The sequence below is a fragment of the Paludibacter jiangxiensis genome (assembly GCF_001618385.1).
GTDB lineage: Bacteria > Bacteroidota > Bacteroidia > Bacteroidales > Paludibacteraceae > Microbacter > Microbacter jiangxiensis.
In genome coordinates, this window is sequence record NZ_BDCR01000004.1 from 784,144 (window position 1) to 806,543 (window position 22,400).

General features: G+C 42.6%; 17 protein-coding genes and 2 tRNA genes. 6 read left to right on the forward strand and 13 right to left on the reverse strand.

What is annotated here, in order from left to right:
- Nucleotides 1-23: 23 nt before the first annotated feature.
- A complete protein-coding gene (locus PJIAN_RS13390; protein ID WP_068705898.1) occupies nucleotides 24-3,923 on the reverse strand; it encodes a Pls/PosA family non-ribosomal peptide synthetase in 3,900 nt (1,299 codons plus the stop codon).
- A 164-nt stretch (nucleotides 3,924-4,087) separates the two neighbouring features.
- Here PJIAN_RS13390 and PJIAN_RS13395 point away from each other — a divergent pair, with 164 nt between their 5' ends.
- Both PJIAN_RS13395 and PJIAN_RS13400 read left to right on the forward strand, forming a co-directional pair.
- Complete coding sequence (locus PJIAN_RS13395; RefSeq protein WP_068705899.1) at nucleotides 4,088-5,440, forward strand: deoxyribodipyrimidine photo-lyase; 1,353 nt, start codon at nucleotides 4,088-4,090, stop codon at nucleotides 5,438-5,440.
- Nucleotides 5,441-5,648: 208 nt separating this feature from the next.
- Entirely contained in the window at nucleotides 5,649-6,386 is a 738-nt protein-coding gene (locus tag PJIAN_RS13400; protein WP_153802576.1) for a hypothetical protein, read from the forward strand.
- Between the two features lie 51 nt (nucleotides 6,387-6,437).
- On the opposite strand, the gene PJIAN_RS13405 is transcribed toward PJIAN_RS13400, so the two are convergent.
- The 11 genes from PJIAN_RS13405 to PJIAN_RS13455 form a co-directional block, all read right to left on the reverse strand.
- A tRNA-Leu gene (locus tag PJIAN_RS13405) sits at nucleotides 6,438-6,521 on the reverse strand.
- 167 nt (nucleotides 6,522-6,688) lie between these two features.
- Complete coding sequence (locus PJIAN_RS13410; protein WP_068705901.1) at nucleotides 6,689-7,066, reverse strand: RidA family protein; 378 nt, start codon at nucleotides 7,064-7,066, stop codon at nucleotides 6,689-6,691.
- 6 nt (nucleotides 7,067-7,072) lie between these two features.
- Nucleotides 7,073-7,993, reverse strand: a complete 921-nt coding sequence (locus PJIAN_RS13415) for a 3-phosphoglycerate dehydrogenase (RefSeq protein WP_068705904.1) — start codon at nucleotides 7,991-7,993, stop codon at nucleotides 7,073-7,075.
- Between the two features lie 94 nt (nucleotides 7,994-8,087).
- Nucleotides 8,088-9,155: a 3-phosphoserine/phosphohydroxythreonine transaminase gene (gene serC / locus PJIAN_RS13420; RefSeq protein ID WP_068705905.1), complete on the reverse strand. Its 1,068-nt coding sequence runs from the start codon at nucleotides 9,153-9,155 to the stop codon at nucleotides 8,088-8,090.
- Between the two features lie 362 nt (nucleotides 9,156-9,517).
- A complete protein-coding gene (locus PJIAN_RS13425) occupies nucleotides 9,518-11,710 on the reverse strand; it encodes a S9 family peptidase (protein WP_068705909.1) in 2,193 nt (730 codons plus the stop codon).
- A 94-nt stretch (nucleotides 11,711-11,804) separates the two neighbouring features.
- Nucleotides 11,805-12,431: a ribonuclease HII gene (rnhB, locus tag PJIAN_RS13430; RefSeq protein WP_068706478.1), complete on the reverse strand. Its 627-nt coding sequence runs from the start codon at nucleotides 12,429-12,431 to the stop codon at nucleotides 11,805-11,807.
- Nucleotides 12,413-13,747, reverse strand: coding sequence for an NAD(P)/FAD-dependent oxidoreductase (locus tag PJIAN_RS13435; RefSeq protein WP_068705911.1), 1,335 nt, complete (start codon nucleotides 13,745-13,747; stop codon nucleotides 12,413-12,415). The genes rnhB and PJIAN_RS13435 overlap by 19 nt, the downstream gene beginning before the upstream one ends.
- A 151-nt stretch (nucleotides 13,748-13,898) precedes the next feature.
- A tRNA-Met gene (locus PJIAN_RS13440) sits at nucleotides 13,899-13,972 on the reverse strand.
- Nucleotides 13,973-14,240: 268 nt separating this feature from the next.
- A complete protein-coding gene (locus tag PJIAN_RS13445; protein WP_172795617.1) occupies nucleotides 14,241-14,891 on the reverse strand; it encodes a YiiX/YebB-like N1pC/P60 family cysteine hydrolase in 651 nt (216 codons plus the stop codon).
- 46 nt (nucleotides 14,892-14,937) lie between these two features.
- Nucleotides 14,938-15,921: an alpha/beta hydrolase gene (locus PJIAN_RS13450; RefSeq protein ID WP_084252419.1), complete on the reverse strand. Its 984-nt coding sequence runs from the start codon at nucleotides 15,919-15,921 to the stop codon at nucleotides 14,938-14,940.
- A 121-nt stretch (nucleotides 15,922-16,042) separates the two neighbouring features.
- A complete protein-coding gene (locus tag PJIAN_RS13455) occupies nucleotides 16,043-17,512 on the reverse strand; it encodes a tryptophanase (RefSeq protein WP_068705915.1) in 1,470 nt (489 codons plus the stop codon).
- A 340-nt stretch (nucleotides 17,513-17,852) separates the two neighbouring features.
- On the opposite strand from PJIAN_RS13455, the gene PJIAN_RS13460 reads away from it, so the two are divergent.
- The 4 genes from PJIAN_RS13460 to PJIAN_RS13475 all read left to right on the forward strand — a co-directional run bounded on the left by PJIAN_RS13460 (nucleotide 17,853) and on the right by PJIAN_RS13475 (nucleotide 20,999).
- Nucleotides 17,853-18,443: an FKBP-type peptidyl-prolyl cis-trans isomerase gene (locus PJIAN_RS13460; protein WP_068705917.1), complete on the forward strand. Its 591-nt coding sequence runs from the start codon at nucleotides 17,853-17,855 to the stop codon at nucleotides 18,441-18,443.
- A gap of 168 nt (nucleotides 18,444-18,611) precedes the next feature.
- On the forward strand, nucleotides 18,612-19,685 hold the full coding sequence (aroC, locus tag PJIAN_RS13465) for a chorismate synthase (RefSeq protein ID WP_068705919.1): 1,074 nt from the start codon (nucleotides 18,612-18,614) through the stop codon (nucleotides 19,683-19,685).
- Nucleotides 19,686-19,760: 75 nt separating this feature from the next.
- Nucleotides 19,761-20,450 (forward strand): SGNH/GDSL hydrolase family protein, encoded by a 690-nt coding sequence (locus PJIAN_RS13470; RefSeq protein ID WP_068705921.1) that lies wholly within the window; start codon nucleotides 19,761-19,763, stop codon nucleotides 20,448-20,450.
- Between the two features lie 12 nt (nucleotides 20,451-20,462).
- Nucleotides 20,463-20,999 (forward strand): O-acetyl-ADP-ribose deacetylase, encoded by a 537-nt coding sequence (locus tag PJIAN_RS13475; RefSeq protein WP_068705922.1) that lies wholly within the window; start codon nucleotides 20,463-20,465, stop codon nucleotides 20,997-20,999.
- On the opposite strand, the gene PJIAN_RS13480 is transcribed toward PJIAN_RS13475, so the two are convergent.
- Nucleotides 20,996-22,390 carry a fibronectin type III domain-containing protein gene (locus PJIAN_RS13480; protein WP_068705924.1) on the reverse strand — a complete coding sequence of 465 codons (1,395 nt, stop codon included), beginning with the start codon at nucleotides 22,388-22,390 and terminating at the stop codon, nucleotides 20,996-20,998. The genes PJIAN_RS13475 and PJIAN_RS13480 overlap by 4 nt on opposite strands.
- Nucleotides 22,391-22,400: the final 10 nt, after the last annotated feature.

Below are 22,400 nucleotides of genomic sequence, written 5' to 3' on the forward strand. Positions count from 1 at the left end.
CACAGAGCATTTTGTTTATCCTTCTATATTGACTTCGCTGGTGCTCCCACAAATTCTGTATCGGCAGGCAAAGTTTCGCTCTTCATCAAAACGGACAAAGGATGAAGTACGGAATTTGTTTCCATCTTTGAATCGTAAAGTACTACCGACATGCCTCCCACGCTGCATTTATCGGCAATATCCACATACGACATCTTCATCACGCGGTCTTCAAAAAGATGAGTTTGCAGCGTACAGTTGTCGTTTACCGTCACATCGTCGCCCATACGAACAAGATCGAATTCTGTAATCTGTGTAGTAAACATGCAAACCCGTTTGCCGATCTTACAACCCAGCAACCGCAACGGATATTTGATAAACGGCGTTCCCGTTAGCAAATTGAGGAAGAAAAGCACGAGAAAATTCTCATAAATTCCCGTTATCAGTTCGCTTCGCCACACATAGTTACTCCAAAGCGGTTTGCGGGCAGGTTTGTACTTTCCGATAACAATCCACTTCAAAAGAGCTGTAACCAGTGTTCCAAGAATAGCAGCGCCGAGATAGAGAAACGGAAAAACCAGGAACAGCTCCCACAAAGATTTCTCCACCTGAAGATAAGACACAACGTTGGTGATCAGAGCCGCACAGGTAATAAACAGAGTTGAAGGCAAAACTACACGAAAAAACTCGATAACATAGCGTTGTACAAAAAGCTTACGTGTCGGTTTATAGGTACGTTCGGCAGAAAATTCATGATTGATATCACGCTTAGGTAGAAAAACGGCCGGCGATCCAAACCACGAGGTTCCATCGGCAGCCGGGAGATTTTCCGGATTCATCTTTGAAAGCACACCTACCAATACATCATCTCCGAGTCGTGTACCCGGGCTCACCACGGCACTGTTACCCACAAACGTGCGATTACCGATACGTGCCTTGGCAATGGTGATATAGCCATTTCGCACATGTGAGGCTCCCACAGAAACCGAATCGGCCAAAAAGCATTCGTTCCCGGTTTCGAGCAGATCAGGAGAAATGAATTCGACAGTCGATATTTCCACCCGTTTTCCCATCTTAACGCCCAGCATTTTGAACCAGATTTGCAAATAAAGCGTAGTGTAAAGTGTTCCGATAACTTGCAGACTCAGCTTCATCAGCTGATCGAAAAACCATTTTTTATAATAGAAGAAACTGTTGACCGGATATTTCCCTTCTTTGATATTTCCCAGCATTGACCATTTCAGAAAAACTATGATTAACGTCAGCAAAACCACAAATGAAAAACCCACACCAATGGTTGTCCACAGAAAATGGTAATGTTCTGAAATATAGTCCAAATGCGTAATCAGCATCAAACCAGGGAAATAGGCCAGCATAGTAATCAACGGGATGATAAAAATGCTAACAAAAAAGAGAAATGAATTGCGGAAAGACCATAATTTACGGGAAGACTGCACTTTGTTTTCATATATTTTCTCAGCAGGCGAGCCGCCCCAATGTTCGTTGACCGGAATAACAGTGCCTTCCGAAACTAAAGTCAAGTCCTCGATGGAAGAATTGGCTTCCATTCTGGTGTCGGGAGCCAAACAGCAACGCGTTCCCACAAAACAATCTTTCTCAACCGTTATTTTGCCGATATAGAGGTAGCCGTCGGCAATAGTATATCCCCGCAAATGGGTGTCGGTGCAAATGCTCGCATTATCGCCCACTTCCAGCAAATCAAAAACCGATATTGCCGAAGTATTGATATAGACATTCTTACCAATTTTCGCACCCAACATCCGTAAAAAAGCATTCATGATAGATGTTCCGGTAAAATAGGTAACCGGACAAATATTGATTACCTTATCGACTATCCAGAACCGAAAGTAATAGCTACTCCACATTTTATATTTACCCGGCTTTATTTTCCCAATAACTGCCCATTTGAAACCAATGGCAAAACAAGACAAGATCGGCAATAGGGCAAAATACATCCAGAGCATAGTAGCAAGCGAATCAAAAACCCCATTATCAGCCTGATAATAATAAGAATACACAAAGAAAGGCCCTAACCATTCTATCCCAAACAATAGCAGCAGGAAAAACATCGACACTCCCTGGGCAAATACACAAGTGAAATACTTCCATTTGGGTGGAGTATAAATATCGCGTTTCTTTTTCATATGCTGCGTTGCTGCTCGCGGCTTTTTTTTCTCCAATTCACCTGCAAGATCGGACAGTACCGGATGTTTATAAATATCCACTACCGACATATTTTCAAACATCGTATTCTGTCTCATCTCCGAAACAATAACGGCAGCCAACAACGAATGCCCACCCAGATCGTTGAAAAAATGATCAGACATTGAAATATCGTCCCGACCGAAATTCCTGCTCATTACCTCCACCATGGCTTTTTCCAAATCAGTCACCGGCTCCTTGATTTCACTTTCTGACGAAAATGTAAGTGGCGTTTGGGGTAACGGCAATCGTTTCCGGTCTATTTTCTGACTGGATGTCATCGGTAGTTCCGGCACTACATCAAGCGTAGCCGGTATCATGTAATAAGGCAATTTGATGCGCAGCAATTTGGCAATCGTTTCCCGGTCGGGTTCTTCATTATTTTGCATCACCGTATAGGCCGCTAATTGTTGTGTTTCGATGTTGAGCGCCACAGCAGCAGCCTGTACCCCGTTGAACTTCATCAACAATCCTTCAATCTCCGTAAGCTCCACCCTGAATCCGCGCACTTTCACTTGTGCATCAGACCGACCTAAAAATACAATATTGCCATCATCTGCATATTTGGCAAGATCTCCCGTATGGTAGTATCGTTGATTTTTATAATCAAAGCGATCCGTTTCAATAAATTTCGCCTTTGTCAGGTCATCACGATGAAGATAGCCTCGGGCAACGCTCTCTCCTCCGATGATGATCTCTCCCTCAACTCCAGCTCCAACCGGCTGCAGGTTTTCATCCACGATATATACCGAATAACCTGGAAGTTGTTTCCCGATAGTAACAGGCACATCCGGCTGAAGAACAGAATAAGTAGCTATAACAGCAGCCTCGGTAGGACCGTAAGTATTGAAAACTGTACGACTTTTTCTGCACCAACGATGAGCAATATCCGGTGAACACACCTCTCCTCCGAAGATCAACGTCTTCAGCGATGGAATATCTTCTTTCACCATCGACAACAAGGTAGGTGCACACGACAGGAAGGTGATTCCAAGGTTATTCAAAACAGAGGCAAACCGATCGCCCGAACGCATAATATCAAAAGTACCCACCACCAAAGTCGCTCCCGAAGCAAAGGCCATCCAAATTTCTTCCACCGATGCGTCGAAAGCAACGGAAAAACCCTGCAGAATCCGTTGATTTTCGTCAACATCATAGATTTGTTTGGCTGCTTTGATGTAATTAACAACGTTCCTGTGTTCCAACAAAACACCTTTAGGTTCGCCACTGCTGCCCGAAGTGTAAATAATGTAACACAAATCTTTACCGTTTCTATTCCCAACGATCGGCTTTTGTGTTGAGAATGATGTCAGCTTATCAACGTCGCTATCAAACAGGAACATCGTTGTTGCTTCGGGTTGAGCCTCTATCTGACGAAGAAAGCGTTCAGATGAAATAAGCACTTTAGCGTCAGAATCTTTCAGTATGAAGTTAACCCGGGCAACCGGAAGCTCAGGATCAAGAGGAATGTAAGCACCACCTGCTTTTAATACAGCTAACATTGCAATGTACACTTCCGGGGAACGTGGCAGCCAAATCACCACCTTTGCTTCCGGTTGTACACCTTGTCGTTGCAGCCAACCTGCCAGTTGATTTGCCATCTCATCAACCTCTTTGTAGGTAAATGCCTGTTGAGAAGACTCTATTGCAATATTTTGCGGATATTTTGCGACAGATGTTTCAAAAATCCAATCCAACAAAACAGTTCCTTCTTCCATCATCGTATCTTTTATGTGACTTTACATTTCTTGAATCAAAACAGTCTTAATTTTCTATCTTTGACATTGTAAAAACAGAGCCCTTAAATTACTAAAAGTTTCAACCCCAACGACTCATTTGCATAAAATTTTAAAGACAAGACGAATTTATATTTATTCCTGAAGCGATGAATGATTTGCGCATCAAAATACACAAGCCGGAAACTAAATCCGGCGGAATGATTATCTATCGCATGAGCCGCGATCAACGGGTCTGGGATAACTGGGCGTTGCTTTTTGCACGCCAGCTGGCGGAGTCAACAGGAAGGAGCTTGGCGGTGGTATTTACGTTGATGCCCTCCTACCCGGGAGCCAACCTTCGCCACTTCGACTTTATGTTGCGCGGGCTAGAAACAGTAGAACAAAAGCTGCGCGCACTCAACATCCCGTTTTGCATTCTTCTCAACAACGACGTTTCGGTTGCTCTGAAAGAGTTTATCGAACACAATAATGTCACAGCAGTTATTTCCGACTTCGATCCTCTGCGGCACAAACAAAAATGGATCAGCGACATCAATGCCGTCGAAGGAGTGGCGCACTACGAGGTAGATACCCACAATATCGTTCCTTGTTGGAAAGCATCGCCCAAAGCCGAATTCGGCGCCTATACCCTGAGGCCAAAAATCAAACGTCTTTTACCAGAATTTCTGACCGGGTTTCCAGAATTGAAGCCACAACATAATATTCCTGCAATAGCAGGAAACTATCCGTCCGTTCGGGAAGCGTATACGTTAGCTACCTTCGATTCATCGGTGACAATTATTAAAAATATTGTTCCGGGGGAAGATGCGGCATTGAATACACTGCATCATTTCATCTCGCACAAACTGGAGGGCTATGCCGTAAACCGCAACAACCCCTGCATCGACGGACAATCGGGACTGTCACCCTACCTGCATTTCGGCCAATTATCGGCTCAACGGATCGCATGGGAAGTCTATCTCCTACCCGACTCACCCGACAAGGATGCCCTGCTCGAAGAGCTGATTGTTCGACGAGAGCTGGCTGATAACTTTTGTTTCTACAATCCACATTACGATTCGTCTGAAGGTTTTCCCGAATGGGCACGAACAGACATTGTCCTGCACAGGAAAGACGAACGGGAATATATTTACACACGGGATGAGTTGGAAACGGCAACAACGCACGATCCGCTTTGGAATGCTGCGCAAACGGAGATGGTGCGTACCGGAAAGATGCACGGCTACATGCGGATGTACTGGGCAAAAAAGATTCTGGAATGGACACCATCGGTTGAAACGGCCATGGAGTATGCCATCTGGCTCAACGACAAGTACTCACTCGACGGTCGCGATGCCAACGGCTATGCCGGTATTGCCTGGAGCATCGGCGGAGTACACGACCGTGCATGGTTCCCGCGTCCGGTATTTGGCAAAATCCGTTATATGAGCTATTCGGGTTGCAAAAGTAAGTTCGACATTCAAAAATACATTCTGAAATGCATGTCACTTCCCCTTTAACTTTATTCGTATCTATTTGTTTTACACGGGCGTTTTTAAAGAGTTAAAATCAACCACAAAAGAACATTTTTCACCAATCACCTGTACATTTGAATAGGCAAAAGAAACTGCAGGAGAGCAGAGAATGCTTACGATCTCACCTGATTCGGGTCGCATAAAGAGATAAATTCGGATTCCACTGAAGCATAACCCTGTAAAAATGAATCTTATGAAAGTACAACTTCACCACAGGTCTATTGCTCAGGGCTTTTACAGCCTATGCAAGATTATTGTATTGACTGTTATGGTCAATATTTTGCTTATAGCATGTCAGTTGAACGTAATACCAGGCAATCCGGTTACCTCCGATAAACAAATCTCTTCCTTTGGTTTATCCATCATATCGGGCTTGGTTACCATAGAAAAGACGGATATTTTTACGCAAGCGCAAGATCCGCCTGTTGATCCGCAGGAAAAAACGCAAACTGAAATCAACTCTTACCGCAAAGTGGTTGTAATAGTTTTTTTCAGCTTTGTACTATTATTCCTCTTTCGAGACTTTTTCATCTTCATTATCTGGGCGATTAGTAGTCACAACAGTAAATTACAAAAAAGTAACATGCTTGCCTTAGAAAATTTAGTAAGAAGCCATAAAAAAAGAGTCTTATTCAGGGCTCATCGGCGTAGGATTCACTCAAAATGGAATACTTTTAAGCTAACGTATTGGGGAAGAAATATTATTTGTATTTTATTCTCCATAATTGCCTGGATTGTGATGTTTGTAATCTTTGTGCACCAAGCACATCCTTACTCCGATCTCACCCCTTTATGGAAAGCTATAGCTTATGCTCCGATAGTTATTGTATTGGGTTACATCATCCAAAAAGTGATTAAGGGAGCAAATGATATTATGCACCACGCCAACAAAAGCAATTATGAGAAACATGCTTTAGGCCTGGACAACTAACTAAATAAAAGAGCGATAACTTTCATTACTGAAAATTACCGCTCTTTTTAGTACCCAGAGCCGGGATCGAACCGGCATGGAAGTGAATCCACTGGTGTTTGAGACCAGCGCGTCTACCAATTCCGCCATCTGGGCTTTTGCGGTTGCAAAGGTAGTTATATTTTTCAAATTAACAAACGATACCAGCGTATTTTCTGCATTAAATTTTACCCGTCATCATAACCTTCTGCTTACAAATACAATAAAAAAGCCACAAAGGACGATTCAGTATCCTTTGTAGCTTTCTATATAAGCTGAAATCGTTATTTCACTGCAATTGTTTCAATTTCGACAAGAGAACCAAGGGGAAGTCCTTTTACCGCAAAAGCAGCCCTGGCAGGGCATTCCGTCTGATAATACTCCTTGTAGACTGCATTCACATCGGCAAAGTAGCTCATATCGGACAGATATACGGTCGATTTAACTACATCTACAAAAGAGTAGCCTGCCTCATCCAAAATAGCTTTAATATTACAGAAAACCTGTTTCGCCTGGGCAGAAACATCTCCTTCCACCAGCTTACCTGTTGCAGGATCGATAGGAATCTGACCCGAAACATACAATGTTCCATTAGCCTCTACCGCCTGACTGTAAGGGCCAATAGCCGCCGGCGCGTTTGAAGTTGAAATAATGCGTTTCATGACTGATTATTTATTAACCTGAAATTTCTTATCTCCGGTCTTCAGAAAAGAGACAATCTGATTAGCCGCGGCCAAACCTGCATTGATATTGGCTTCAGCTGTTTCTGCACCCATTTTCTTAGGTGTAGAGAAGTAGCGGGCTCCGAATTTTTCTGCGAGTACAGCATGTGAATCCGGCATGATATCGGTCACATATTTCAGATCGGTACGTTCTTCCAACAATTTTGCCAAACCTTCTTCATCAATCACCTCTTTACGGGCAGTATTTACCAGGCAACCGCCTTTCGGCATTTTAGACAACAAGTCGTAATTGATCGACTTTTTAGTTTCGGGAGTTGCCGGAATATGCAACGAAATATAGTTACAGGTGCTATACAACTCTTCTACCGAAGCAACAGCTTTCACTCCTTCATTTGCCATTACATCAGCAGGGACAAAAGGATCGAAGGCGTAGATTTCCATACCAAAACCTTTGGCAATATGGGCAACCAGTTTACCCACATTACCGTAAGCATGAATACCCAGCTTTTTACCTTTCAATTCGCTACCGGTACCCGGTTGGAAATTATTACGAGCCATAAAAACCATCATGCCCAAAGCAAGTTCAGCAACGGCATTTGAATTTTGACCCGGAGTGTTCATCGCTACAATGCCACGAGCAGTACAAGCAGCAAGATCAAGGTTATCGTACCCTGCACCAGCGCGAACAACTATTTTAAGTTGTTTTGCAGCATCAACAACTGCCTGTGTAACTTTATCGGAACGAACAATCATAGCGTCAGCATCGGCCACCGCTGCATAAAGATCATTCACATCGGTATACTTTTCCAGCAAAGCAAGTTCATAACCTGCTTCTTCAGTAATTTTTCTGATTCCGTCTGTTGCTGCTTTGGCAAACGGTTTGTCGGTTGCTACAAGAATCTTCATAGTAGTATAAAAATTTAGTGGTAAGAATGACAAAACCCTCAGCTAATATCATATTAATGACTTAGGAGGGTTTCGTATTCACTCGAATATTGTATTAATGTAACTTTTCGAATTCTTTCATTGCGTCGATCAGGGCAACAACGCTTTCTTTAGGAAGAGCATTGTAAGTAGAAGCTCTGAAGCCGCCTACCGAACGGTGACCTTTGATACCTACCATACCTTGGGCAGCCGCAAATTTACCGAATTCGTCTTCAAGTTCTTTGTATTCTTCTTTCATTACGAAGCAGATGTTCATCAATGAACGGTCTTCTGTTGCGGCTGTACCGACGAACAATTTATTGCGGTCGATTTCATCATACAACAAAGACGCCTTTTCGATGTTCATTTTTTCCATTGCGCTAACACCACCCAACTCCTTCAGCCATTTCAACGTTTGCAAAGAAGCGTAAATAGGAACTACCGGAGGAGTATTAAACATAGAACCTTCTTTGATATGAGTGCGATAATCGAGCATCGTAGGAATAGGACGGCTTACTTTACCCAGCAATTCGTCTTTTACAATTACGATGGTAACACCGGCAGGTCCGAGATTCTTTTGTGCACCGGCATAAATCAAACCATATTTTGAAACATCAATAGGACGAGACAAAATATCAGATGACATGTCAGCGATCAATGGAACCGGAGAATCAAGATCTTTGCGAAGCTCTGTACCGAAGATGGTATTGTTTGTTGTAATGTGGAAATAATCTGCGTCTGCAGGAATAGTAAAATCTTTAGGAATATAATTAAAGTTAGCGCCTTTAGAAGATGCAACTTCAACAACTTCGCCAAACAATTTAGCTTCTTTTTCTGCTTTGCTAGCCCATGTACCTGTATTAAGATATGCAGCTTTCTTTTCTAACAGGTTGAAAGGAACCATACAGAATTGAAGACTCGCGCCACCTCCTAAGAAAAGTACCGAATAACCTTCCGGAATCGACATCAATTCTTTAACTAAAGCTACAGCTTCATCAACTACCGGTTGAAAATCTTTCGAACGGTGGCTGATTTCCATGATTGAAAGTCCGATACCATTAAAATCGAGAACAGCTTTCGCTGTGTTTTCAATCGTAAACTGAGGCAAAACAGAAGGCCCCGCGTTAAAATTGTGTTTTTTCATACGAAAATAATTTGTTTTTTAAGAGTCGTATGTAGCGCATCCCGACAAAACGGAACTCTGTTTCATACGAGAAACAATATTGAATGAATTATGGATGCAAGAAGTAATATTTCCAACTTCTAAAAAAAGAAGTCATTGAAAATAAGCAAACTACACAAAACCGATCACTTTCCTGAACGGTTGCTCAAAGGTACAATAATATTTTGAGAAAAAGGGAACAAAATTTGCATTGACATCAATCGTCCTACATCATAGTCAGTTGAATATCAAAACCTTAAAAATACTAATATTTTTTGAGTTATTTTTAGATTAAATATACACCCGCTACTCTCAAAACAAGCAGTATCAAAACGACTGCTGCTTTACAAATTTTTCTTCAGGAAATCTGTCATTCTTTTATAAAGATGGAAGCGGGTATTGCCCCCATAAATACTATGATTACGGTTGGTGTAGGTCTGCATTTCAAATTGCTTATTAGCCTGTACCAGCTTTTCTACAAATTCAAAAGTATTTTGAGGATGCACGTTGTCGTCTGCCAAGCCACAAACAATCAACAAGCTTCCCTGTAAGTTCGCTGCATTATTTAAAGGAGAGTTTTTAGTATACCCATCTTCATTTTCTTGTGGAGTCTTCATAAAACGCTCTGTGTATGCGGCATCATAGAAGTGCCAGTCTGTTACAGGAGCAACAGAAACCCCGGCTTTGAATACATCACTCGTTGTCATACACATCAGAGTCATAAATCCGCCATAACTCCAGCCCCAGATCCCAATTCTCGATTTATCGGCAAAAGGCAAGGTACCCACATATTTTGCCACAGCTATCTGATCCTGCGACTCAATATTACCCAATTGCTCATACGTGCATTTCCTAAAACGTTCACCACGCGCTGCCGTGCCACGTCCATCGACGCATACCACGGCGTAACCGTTCGATGCAAGATAATATTCCCAGTCAACTTTCCATTTATCGGTTGCTTCCTGCGAATCAGGTCCGCTATACTGCACCAACAGCACCGGCAATTTTGCTCCATTTCCGGCATTAACCGGTTTTACAATCCAACCGTTCAACGGTGTTCCGTCGGCAGCAGTGCAGGTAAACGGTTCCTTTTTAGGAAGACCAAGTGCCGCAAAATCTTTTTTAAGCGCCGAATTGGCTTCCAGAGTTCTAACCGGCTGTCCCAAATGATTGTACAACACGAACTCATCAGGAGAATTCCATGATGAAGACTGATCGATAAAATACGAGAAATCGTTACTGAAGGTTGCAGAATGCGAGCCTTTTCCATTGGAAAGTCGCTTCATAATTCCTTTGGCGTCAACTGTATAAATATCCCTTCCTGTTGATGAAACCTCTGCAGCCTGAAAATAACTAGCCCTCTTCACCTCATCATATCCGTAAAAGTTTGTCACATCGAATTTTCCCTTAGTCAGCTGTTGAGCCAAAACGCCGTTGGTATTATACAGATAGGCATGACGGTAGCCATCCTTTTCGCTCACAAATGTAAAATGGTGTCCATCGGGTAAAAAGCGGAAGTAATTCAGATTCTCATAATCAACGTACGAACTACTTTTATCGGTCAGGATTAATTTTGAAACCGTAGAACGCGGATTGGCAAAAAACAGCTCCAGTCTGGTCTGATCTCTGCCAAATTTTGGGATAGCCAGTTCTTCCATCTTGTTGCCCCACACGAGCTTCGGATAATATGCATCCAAATCACTGCCAAGATTCATTTTCTTAATGGTCTTGTAGTATGTATCGTACACCTGAACACTTGCCTGAGGAATGGGAGTCCCGGCTTTGGAATATTTAAACGTTACCACTTCCGGATATTCTGCCGCATTCGCAAACTCAGGATTAGAACCTTTGTAACGAATGTAGCTATAGCTCTGCACATTATTCAAATCAAGCCGTACAAAGGCCACCAGTTTACTATCAGGCGACCAGACAAACAATTTGGTACAATCAAACTCTTCTTCGTACAACCAATCGGGCATCCCGTTGATTATCTTATTTTCTTCACCATCTTTGGTCATGGCAATTTCAGTCCCATAATCCAGTTTATTGAGGTAAAGATTATTATTTCTGGCAAATACCACCATCCGCCCGTTTGGAGAGAAAGTTGCAGCTTGTTGCGGCCCTCCTTCCGAAACCGGCTTCATATTACGACGCTTGATGTCGTACACGTAATAATCAGCGGCAAAAGCGCGACGGTAGGTTTTCTTTGAATTGAGATACACCAGCATCTTTACTTCTGCAGAGTCCAGTTCATATCCTTCAATATATTTGATCGGACAATTGATAACGCGTCTGATATTAAACAAAGTATCGACTACCCGACCTGTTTTGAAACTATATTTCAACACCAGTTTGCCGGAATCCGACATCTGAGTGTAAAATTCGCCATTACGCATCGAGCGCAGTTCCTGAATTTGTTTCGGTCTAAAATGTCCGGAAACAATTTGACGCAGAAAGCTATCATCGGAAGTGTTTTGTGCGAAAGAAGAGAAACAGCACGAAAGAAGTAACACTAACAGAGAAGTAATACGAAACATATGCAATTATAATTTTGTTTAGGCCACGCAAAGGTAAGGAATAATTATCTTCAATATTCCCATAAAAACAGCTTTAATTATCAATATAACGCGATTAAAATTCAAGAGAAGTCTGGTTTTCGAGCAAACGAAAACTTTTCCGGTGATGAGGTGTAATGCCGAATTCACGAATGGCATCACGATGCTTAGCGGTAGGATAACCTTTATTTGACAGCCAGTTATAAGCAGGGAAATCCTGATGAATAGCATTCATATAATCATCACGATACGTCTTTGCCAGAACTGACGCAGCCGCTATTGAAAGGTATTTGCCATCACCCTTCACAATGCACTGATGAGGAATATCTCTGTATTTTTTGAAACGATTACCATCAATAATGAGATGTCCGGGTCGTAATATCAGTTGATCGACAGCCCTATGCATTGCTAGAATCGAAGCATTCAGAATATTGATCTGATCAATTTCCTCTGCAGAAACAATACCGACAGCCCATGCAACAGCGCTCTGTTCAATTTCGGGACGGAGTTGATAGCGCACTTTCTCGGACAACTGTTTTGAGTCATTCAAAACATCGTTGTCATAATCGGGAGGTAAAATTACAGCTGCCGCAAAAACAGGACCGGCCAGGCATCCACGCCCGGCCTCGTCACATCCTGCTTCGTTACAATCAGCTAACAGAAAAGGAGCTAGCTTTGTATGTCCTATGCTGTTTCTTGACATGTTTCTTGACATGTTTCTTTACCTTCACTTTCTGGCACTTCATCTTTCAACAAAAGACGCAGCGACTGGTCATATGTGATATAGCTCCACATCCAGTTAATAAATACCAACAAACGGTTTTTTACGCCAACAATGGTCATAATATGCACAAACAACCACAGCACCCAGGCCAAAAAGCCACGGAACCGGGCGTAAGGTAACTCAGCCACAGCCGAATTACGACCAATCGTTGCAAGAGATCCTTTATCTACATATTTGAAGGGCTTAAATGCAGTTCCGTCAGCCTCAAACTTATTCAGGTTATTTGCCACATTTATTCCCTGCTGTATAGCCGGTTGTGCCACCTGTGGATGACCATTTGGAGTATCCTGTGTAGTAACAAGAGCCGTATCACCGATAGCGAACACATTCTTAAATCCATTGACCTGATTAAATTCGTTTACTACAATACGATTACCCCGGCCATATAATTCTTTCTCGAAACCTTTAATACTGTTACCCCTAACACCGGCAACCCAAATAAGGTTCTTTGTTTTGATAGATTCTCCATTGCTTAGCTGCACTTGATCGTTTTCATACGAAGTTACCGTTGCTCCAAGAATAACGTCCACATGAAGCTTGGTGAGGTGCTCCAAAGCTTCTTTTGACGCTTTTTCCGAAAATGCGTTCAGCAAACGATTCAGACCATCCACCAAATAGATACGCATACGTTGCACCTTGAAGTCCGGGTAATCTTTGGGTAATACGAACTTCCGCATTTCAGCAAGAGCTCCTGCCAATTCCACACCTGTAGCACCACCACCAACAACAACGAAATTGAGCAATTTTTCACGTTCTTCCGTGTCAGCCGTACTTGCTGCACGTTCCAGTGAGAAAATAATTTCGTTCCGCATATTAATAGCCTCTGTCGTCGATTTCAAGACCAGGCTTGACTCTTTCAGTTTTTGATTTCCAAAGAAATTGGTATCACAGCCGGTTGCCACAACCAGATAATCATAGCGAACACGACCGATAGTCGTTTCAACACAGCTCAGTTCTGTATCCACACTCAAAGCTTCACATAAGCGAAAGTGTAAATCTGGTCTCTTTTGTAGCACTTTACGAAAAGGAAACGATATTGTACTTGGTTCAAGACCCGAAGTAGCAACCTGATAAAACAAAGGCTGAAACTGATGATAGTTCCGCTTATCAAGCAAAACAATCTGAAAATACTTTGGATCCAATGTTGTAGCCACTTTCAGGCCACCAAAGCCACCGCCAATAATAACAACACGTTTCTTGTCTTTCGCTGGAGGAATGTTACAAATGGTAGTCATAATAAGGAAATAGTTAAAAGTTAAAACTTACACACAATCTAATATACACACAATCTCAACGTGATTTACACGGATAGGAGAAAACAAAAAGAGGAGGGTTAACAAAAAAGCAGAAAGGCGCCTATTGAAGGGATTCAACAGGCGCCTTTAGTAGCGACTCGGGGACTTGAACCCCGGACCTCATGATTATGAATCATGCGCTCTAACCGGCTGAGCTAAATCGCCGTTTCGCAGTGCAAAAGTACAACAATTTCGTTAATTTCAAAATAGATTGACGACTTTTTTTGCTGTATTTTCAACATAAATCATAAATACAAGATAATCAACATATCATCCATTTTTAGCATATTCCGGATTGCAAACCCGGGTTTACAAAACCACGCTTTTTATTCACTTTAGATAGCGGGGAACAAATAATCATGTCGTACTTATCCCGATTTTTCAATTCAAAATTGATCGGCTCGTCACATCATTTTCGAATAAAAAACAAATTTTACTCAGAAACGGAGATTAAAATGAGTCTGGACGAATGGGAAAGCAAGCCCGGATTGATACCCGGTTTTCCCTGAGGAATGGAGAAATTCAGATTTTTATAATATTCTACCCACGAAGGGAAAAGCTTTCCTGTATCAGGATCTTTAAAAGTCATTGGTTTCAGTACAAAGAAAGGCTTTCCGTCATTAGCCATTTTGAATGCCTCATAGATTAACTCGCTGCAATAAAGCCGCCCATTATCCATTTCAAAATAGTCATCATAAGGCACTCCCTGCAAAGCAAGTGCTGCTTTTTCCGCTTTAACTATCAAAGAACTAAATTTCGGCTTCAATCTACCGACAAGCAAATCAGTCTCCGAACACCTTCCTTCAAATTCCTTAATGGTTGTAAGGTGAACATTTTTACCGATCGCCTCAACCACTATCAACGAATCCCCCACCCTGACAACCAATCCGCAATGATTATAATCCCGCCCTCTGTATCCACGCGTCACTTTATCAATGGCACGCCCCAGCTCACCACCATTCAGATGCTGAAAAACAATATCACCTTCCTTCACCAGAGTTGCAAAGTTCTTTTGCTGAGCAAAACAACTTCCAGTTATAAATAAGAACAAAAGGAAAGGTTGAAAAACAACAAATCTTTTCACCCACATACAGAATTATAATTCAACAATTTACAACAAATAAATTTTCTTATTTCAAAGTCTTATTCAAAAAATTGACCACATACGGCATTGCCTCATCAAACCAGGGACGGAACAACCAAAACGTATGGGGTGTATTTTCAATTGTATGCACTTCGTGATAAATGCCGAGTGCATTCAGCTTTTTAATCATATCGTCACGGCCGGCATGAAAGCGTGGCAAAGCACTATTCACAAACAAGAATGGCGCAGTTTGCTTGCCAACATGTGTGAGAGCAGACGCCTCATTGAAGGGAGCCGGATTTTCTTTCGGAGAAACGCCAAACCACAAAGTCGCAGCCGATAATTTCCCCGGTTGATCCTGTCCTTCGGAAGATTCAGGATGCAGAAAAGCAAGTACGCCGTCCATATCGACAACCGCCTGCACTTTATCCGAAAATTGCTTGTAATAGTTTGTTTTATACAAAGGCACAGTACCATTCTCACTTCCGATCAAAGCCGCCAGTTGACCTCCGGCCGAAGTTCCAAAAATTGCAATTTTATTCCCAGCCAAATGATTTTTAGCTGCATTAGCGCGCACCCATCGAATAGCAGTTTTTACGTCCTGAACACCAGCCGGATATTTTGCTTCCATCGACAAGCGATATTCCACACATACCGTTGCAAACCCATTTCTGGACAATTCGTACGCAATATGACGATCCATATTCTTTTCGCCCGAACGCCAGCCTCCGGCATGAATAATAACCACCACAGGGACTTTCTTCTCCCCTTTGGGGCGTACCAAATCCAAATGCATTTCGCGTTGCCCGTACTTTGCATACACCAAATCATTGTTGATAGACAGCTTACTCTGATCACCCAACCCCACCAAAGATATCTCAGGATATTTTTTGCGGTTTTTGATCAACTCATTCTGAGCATTATAAGAACTATCGGTCGGAATAGTTGGATGCATTCGGTAATGTTGTGCAGAAACATTACCCGACATGCCAAGCAGTACCATCACAATCAAACAAACATAGAAACGCATAAGGATAAAATTTAGGGTGCAATTGTAGCAAAATTTAACGACAGCAACAAAAAAATCCCGCAGAGCGATTAACCCTGCGGGAGCGAGATATTTCAATGATATTAGATAATTATCTATTGAATTACAGGCTATCACCGAAATCGGCACGGAATTTAGCCACCAATTTTTGCGGCCAGTCGGATGTCGGCTCCAGCTTACCCATAAAGAAGCGCAGCACCGAAGGTTCGTAATAAAATTTCAAACCACCGATCATTTCCCGGTTATCATACAACCATTTCAAACGGTCAATAACATATTTCACCTGTGAAAGGGTGAACACACGGCGCGGGACAGCCAAGCGAAGCAATTCCATATCAGCATATGTTTCGTTGCCATTTTCATCACGCTGATTTGAGACAGAACCGCGTTCCATACCACGAACCCCCGAAATAAGGAAGAACGCAGCAGCCAGAGCTCCAGCCGGATATTGTGTTTGAGGGATATGACTACAGAATGACATAGCATCCACGTGGGCCCCCAAAACACCCGGAGGTGTAATCATCGGGATTCCCAGTTTCTTAGCTTCTTCCACCAGATATTTAATAAACGATGGACTTTGCGAAATCATTGTTTCATCCAGTGTTTCGTACAAACCTACGGCCATCGCTTCCACTTCGCGGATAGAAATACCGCCATAGGTCAGGAAGCCTTCAAAGAGAGGAACTAAAGCTTCAAGTTCCTTGTATACTTTTATGTCGTTGGTACAAATACCACCACCACGGGATGAGCTTAATTTCCGTGCTGAAAAATAGATAATATCGGCCATTCCTGTGAATGTCAACAGGATTTCTGCCATCGACTTATCTTGAAATTCGGCTTCGCGTTGTTTTACCAGATACGCATTTTCGCCCAACAAACTTGCATCAAGCACCAAGCGAATACCATATTTATCGGCAATTGCACGTACATCGCGCATATTCTGCACCGAGAAAGGCTGCCCGCCAATCAGATTGGTAGAGGCTTCCATACGAATGTAAGGAATATTATCTTTCCCGTGTTTTTGAATACATTCTTCCAAAGCCTCAATATTCATATTGCCCTTAAAGGGGTGATCCGAGTCAATTTTATAAGCTTCAGGATACAGCAATTCCGAGATCTGTCCACCACATTCGGTAATGTGAGCCAATGCGGTAGTAAAGTGATAGTTCATCGGAACCATGCTCCCTTTTTTCACATAAGCCACACCCAGAATGTGCTCAGCAGCACGACCCTGGTGTACCGGGAGCAAGTATTTTTTGCCTAAAACATCGTCGACCGCTTTTTGCAAACGGATAAAACTTTGCGAACCGGCATAAGCATCATCGGCAATCATCATAGCAGACAACTGTTTGTCGCTCATTGCGTTTGTACCGCTATCCGTCAACATATCAAGAAAAACGTCTGTTGTATTCAGTTGGAATGTATTAAAGCCACCTTCGTACAAGGCTTCCAAACGTCTTTCGATAGGTACTAAATGAAGTTTTTGTACGATGCGCACTTTGTGCAGTTCGAGAGGAATATTTTCTCCGCTATAAAACTTTACTGCACTCGAATTCTGTGATAATGAGTCCATTGGTGTAATTTGTATTAGATTTATCAGTTAATTTGTACTGTTCGCAAGGTAGATAAAATATCTTGAATTTTTCAACTATCACCTCCTTAAAAGTTTCAATTATCAATAAATTTATATTAAATGATTCGTTTTTTCAAGACAAAGATTCAAAAACGGCATCTCAACGACTTATTTCACATCAACACTAAAACATAAAACGAAAAAATTCCGGAATAATATGAATTAACAACTCTTCTGTCACTTCGTAAAATTTATTGTCAGACATTGAATTTCATCATTTATGCGCTATCTTTGCACCGTTTTTATCAGATTGTGCAAAACAGACAAATAATTGATTGATATGAGTATTCAAAACAACAAAATGGTTTCAGTTACCTACGATTTATATGTCGGTGGTGAAAACGAGGAACCCGAATTAATGGAGCAGGCAACTGCACAAAATCCGCTTACCTTTTGCTTTGGTATCGGTATGATGCTTGCTGAATTTGAAAAGAATTTACATGGGCTTAAAGTTTCAGATACATTCGATTTCAAGATTGACAGCAAAGACGCTTACGGAGAATATGACGACGAGAATCTGGTTGATCTGCCCCGTGAAATCTTTGAAGTAGACGGTAAACTGGATGAAAATATGGTTTTTGTGGGCAACGTTGTTCCTTTGATGGACTCTGACGGCACCCGCATCAACGCTCAGGTTGTTGAAATCAGCGACAAAACTATCAAAGTTGACTTCAACCATCCTCTTGCAGGCGAAACTTTGCACTTCAAAGGCTCTGTACTGGAAGTTCGTGATGCTACAGAACAAGAACTGGCTTCATTTATGGGCGGCGGTTGCAGCGGTGGCTGTTCAGGCTGCGGCGGTGGTTGCGGCGACGACCATGATGCTGAAGGTTCAAGCTGTGGCTGTGGCGGCGATTGCGACTGCAAATAAGCTTTCCACAGAATAATCTTACACGAGGTGAGAGGTGAACAATCCTGTTGCAGGATGCCGTTTCACTTCTCACCTTGTTTTTTAGGATTAAGCACAACAAAGTCCGCTTTTGCAACAATCTGATTACCGAATTCTTGTTACTCATTATTCACTTCTCATTACTACATTATGTCCAACACTTTCGGAAATATATACAAATTAACCTCTTATGGCGAATCGCATGGCGCTGCTGTAGGCGGAGTGATTGACGGATGCCCTGCCGGTATCGAAATCGACATGGAGTTTATTCAGAACGAACTGAACCGGCGCCGTCCGGGACAGTCTAACATTGTTACTCCACGCAAAGAACCCGACGAAGTGGAATTTCTTTCCGGAATTTTTGAAGGTAAAACAACGGGTGTTCCTATCGGATTCATCATTCGTAACACCAACCAGCATTCATCCGATTACGATAATCTTCGCGAAACATACCGCCCTTCACACGCCGATTTTACATATCAGACCAAATATGGAGTGCGCGATCACCGTGGAGGAGGCCGCAGCTCAGCGCGCGAAACCATTGCTCGAGTGGTTGCCGGTGCTATTGCCAAACTTGCACTCCGTTCAACCGGGGTTCAGATCAACGCGTTCACCTCTCAGGTAGGTTCAATTGCGCTTCCGGGCCGCTATACCGATTACGATCTGGGCAAAACGGAAGAGAGCATTGTACGCTGTCCGGATCCTGCCACTTCCGACAAAATGGAAGAGCTGATCCGCGAAATACGCAAAAACGGAGATACCATCGGCGGCATTATTACCTGCGTGGCCAAAAACGTTCCTGTGGGTTGGGGAGAACCGGTATTCGGAAAGCTTCATGCTGCACTGGGAGGCGCCATGCTCTCGATCAACGCAGTAAAAGGCTTTGATTATGGAAGCGGCTTTGACGGAATCCCTTACAAAGGATCGGAATCCAACGACGTTTTTATCAACCAGGATGGCAAAATAACCACCACAACCAACCGTTCGGGTGGTATTCAGGGTGGCATTTCCAATGGTCAGGACATCTATTTCCGGGTGGTATTCAAACCGGTTGCCACGATCCTGATGGAACAAGAAACCGTAGATATCCATGGCAATGAAACTGTACTGAAGGCTCGTGGTCGTCATGATGCCTGCGTTCTGCCCCGTGCTGTACCTATCGTGGAAGCAATGACTGCAATGACCTTGCTTGACTACTGTTTACTTGCAAAAACAAACCACTGATCAATTGACAATTGAAAGATTTACAATTTGCCATTGAACAACCCATTTGTTGAATGACAATCAAATACTTCCGCCATGAAAAATTTCATTATCAAATCCGGCATTATCGTTGCCTTATTGCTTAGTTGCCATTTTACTCACGCACAGGATTGGCCCAATTTAAGCAGATTCGCCAACGAGAATGCAGCCCTGAAAGCACCTGCAAAAAATGAAGTGAGAATTGTCTTTATGGGAAACTCCATCACTGAAGGATGGATTAAGAAACATCCCGACTTTTTCGCCGGCAAACCTTATCTCGACAGAGGAATAAGCGGACAGACCACACCGCAAATGCTGATTCGTTTTCGTGCCGATGTAATCCACCTGCAACCCAAAGTTGTGGTGATACTTGCAGGTACGAATGACATTGCAGGCAACACCGGCCCGTCAACATTGGAAATGATTGAAGACAATATTGCCTCTATGACTGAAATAGCTCAGGCCAACGGAATCAAAGTGGTTCTTTCGTCTGTACTTCCCGTATATGACTATCCATGGAAGAAAGGATTGCAACCTGCCGAAAAAATCATCGCTTTAAATGCATGGATCAAAGAATATTGCGCAAAGAAAAAGATCATTTATGTGGATTATTTCAGCGCAATGGTTGATGAACGCAAAGGATTAAAAGCCGAACTGACTTACGATGGTGTTCACCCTAACCTTGCCGGCTACATGGTGATGGAACCTTTAGTAGAAAAAGCTATTCAAAAAGCATTGTCAAAATAAAAACCGTTGTCTATGCAATCTTCAAACAGTCGCATAGAAGTGCTAAAGGGCGACATCACAAAGGTTCGTGTTGATGTCGTTGTAAATGCAGCCAATTCGTCGCTTATGGGAGGCGGAGGAGTGGATGGAGCAATACATCGTGCGGGAGGACCGGCAATTCTCGAAGAGTGCAAGCGTATTGTTGCCCGGCAGGGAGACTGCCCTACCGGCGAAGCCGTAATCACAACAGGAGGTAATCTGCCCGCTAAATATGTCATACATACCGTCGGACCGGTTTGGTACGGAGGTAGCCATCAGGAAGAAGAAAAGCTTGCCGAATGTTATCGGAATTCCTTGGCACTTGCCGTTGCCAATCATTGTAAGACCATCGCCTTTCCCAATATCAGCACCGGCATCTATCACTTTCCTAAGGAAAAAGCTGCTCATATTGCAGTCCGCACCGTGCTGGACTTCCTTCAAAAAGAGACGTCAATCGAAAAGGTGATTTTTGTCTGCTTCGATGCTGAAAACGAAAGTCTTATCCGCAAAGAGATGGATCAGACACGTTAAAGAACAGACCTGTAGCCATCCGGGTTTATCCAATAAATATCTCCGTTGGCAGTAACATACATATACCGCCCCCGACTGTCTTTATCAATATAAACACAGTTAGAGAAACTATACAACGGAATATTCGCAATCAAGGTTCCGTCCGGGTTCAACTCCCTGATCAGATAAGTGGAATAAGTGGATGCTGCCATCAACAGATTATGATTTGTCAAAACACTACAAGCTTGAGGATTACCTCCTCCAGCAGTTCCTCCCTGCAAATCCCACAATATGGTTCCATCTGAAGAAAGCTTCATAGACCTTGTATAAGAAGACCCGGAATAAATCGTTCCCACAGCATAAAAATTACCATCGCCAGTTGCCAACAAACTAAATGGATAAGTAGATGTGCTGAAGACTTTTTCGGATAGCACAACTGCACTTTCATCAATTTCCATTAAATTCATCCGGGGATCTGAAGATTCAATATTTCCGCTTACCCAATAATGGCCACCACCTTTAGAAACGATACGATACGCTATATTTCGGGAAGAAACCCCACTATATTTTTCCCATAGTTTAGTTCCGTTCGATGCATATTTCACAAACAGGAAAGGCATATTAGTTCCCCCAAAACTTTTGGAAATAGTACCTACACCCAAATAAGAGCCATCCGACAATTCTACAACATCATTCACTTCAGAAGAAGCCGGGGTATCGCGCCACAAAAGCACCCCCGAAGATGAAACCTTGGCTATCTTTTTGCGATTTGCAATAAGAAAACCTCCGTCTGAGCAATTGAGAATATTCACTGAAGCCCCATACCCAGTCCCAAGATCGAAACCTCCAAATGCTATTTCCGTGACCCAAAGCACCTTAAAACTACTATCGGTCTTGATCACAGCTTCAGAATTATTAGCGTTTTTAGTGCCGGTTGCAACCAGAACATATCCGCCATCTGCTGTTTTCCGACAAGAGGTGTAATAAGTTAACTGGAATGCATATTTATTTAGATATATCTTACTTTGATTTTCAAAAAAAACAGGCTTTGTCTTAAATGTAACCAATGTCGATTTTACGGACAAATCCGCACTGACTGCTCTGATCGTAATTTTCTGATCCGTATTGGGTTTAAGTCCATATACACTATAATAATTATCCGTAATTCCATGAATAGCCATCGTATCATTCACAAGTATATCATAATGGTTAGCATGAGAAGATGCCGTCCAGGTAAGATATACGCCCATATCCGACACCGAAAAGACTTTCACTGCAAAATCGCCAACAGTCGTCACATTCTGAGATGTCGGAACAACAGGCTCCACGGCAGGCAGATATTCATTACACGAAATAAATACGAATGTAAGAATGAGCACTATCAGGTATTTTATAGCATTTATCATTGTCATGCTAACGATT

Excerpts from the sequence above, each read along its gene's own strand:
- PJIAN_RS13455 (WP_068705915.1), bottom strand. The coding sequence starts at position 17,512 with ATGGACTCATTATCACAGAATTCGAGTGCAGTAAAGTTTTATAGCGGA.
- PJIAN_RS13460 (WP_068705917.1), top strand. The coding sequence starts at position 17,853 with ATGAGTATTCAAAACAACAAAATGGTTTCAGTTACCTACGATTTATAT.
- aroC (WP_068705919.1), top strand. The coding sequence starts at position 18,612 with ATGTCCAACACTTTCGGAAATATATACAAATTAACCTCTTATGGCGAA.
- PJIAN_RS13395 (WP_068705899.1), top strand. The coding sequence starts at position 4,088 with ATGAATGATTTGCGCATCAAAATACACAAGCCGGAAACTAAATCCGGC.
- PJIAN_RS13475 (WP_068705922.1), top strand. The coding sequence starts at position 20,463 with ATGCAATCTTCAAACAGTCGCATAGAAGTGCTAAAGGGCGACATCACA.
- PJIAN_RS13400 (WP_153802576.1), top strand. The coding sequence starts at position 5,649 with ATGAAAGTACAACTTCACCACAGGTCTATTGCTCAGGGCTTTTACAGC.
- PJIAN_RS13410 (WP_068705901.1), bottom strand. The coding sequence starts at position 7,066 with ATGAAACGCATTATTTCAACTTCAAACGCGCCGGCGGCTATTGGCCCT.
- PJIAN_RS13470 (WP_068705921.1), top strand. The coding sequence starts at position 19,761 with ATGAAAAATTTCATTATCAAATCCGGCATTATCGTTGCCTTATTGCTT.
- PJIAN_RS13480 (WP_068705924.1), bottom strand. The coding sequence starts at position 22,390 with ATGACAATGATAAATGCTATAAAATACCTGATAGTGCTCATTCTTACA.
- PJIAN_RS13390 (WP_068705898.1), bottom strand. The coding sequence starts at position 3,923 with ATGATGGAAGAAGGAACTGTTTTGTTGGATTGGATTTTTGAAACATCT.
- PJIAN_RS13435 (WP_068705911.1), bottom strand. The coding sequence starts at position 13,747 with ATGACTACCATTTGTAACATTCCTCCAGCGAAAGACAAGAAACGTGTT.
- rnhB (WP_068706478.1), bottom strand. The coding sequence starts at position 12,431 with ATGTCAAGAAACAGCATAGGACATACAAAGCTAGCTCCTTTTCTGTTA.
- PJIAN_RS13425 (WP_068705909.1), bottom strand. The coding sequence starts at position 11,710 with ATGTTTCGTATTACTTCTCTGTTAGTGTTACTTCTTTCGTGCTGTTTC.
- PJIAN_RS13450 (WP_084252419.1), bottom strand. The coding sequence starts at position 15,921 with ATGCGTTTCTATGTTTGTTTGATTGTGATGGTACTGCTTGGCATGTCG.
- PJIAN_RS13415 (WP_068705904.1), bottom strand. The coding sequence starts at position 7,993 with ATGAAGATTCTTGTAGCAACCGACAAACCGTTTGCCAAAGCAGCAACA.
- serC (WP_068705905.1), bottom strand. The coding sequence starts at position 9,155 with ATGAAAAAACACAATTTTAACGCGGGGCCTTCTGTTTTGCCTCAGTTT.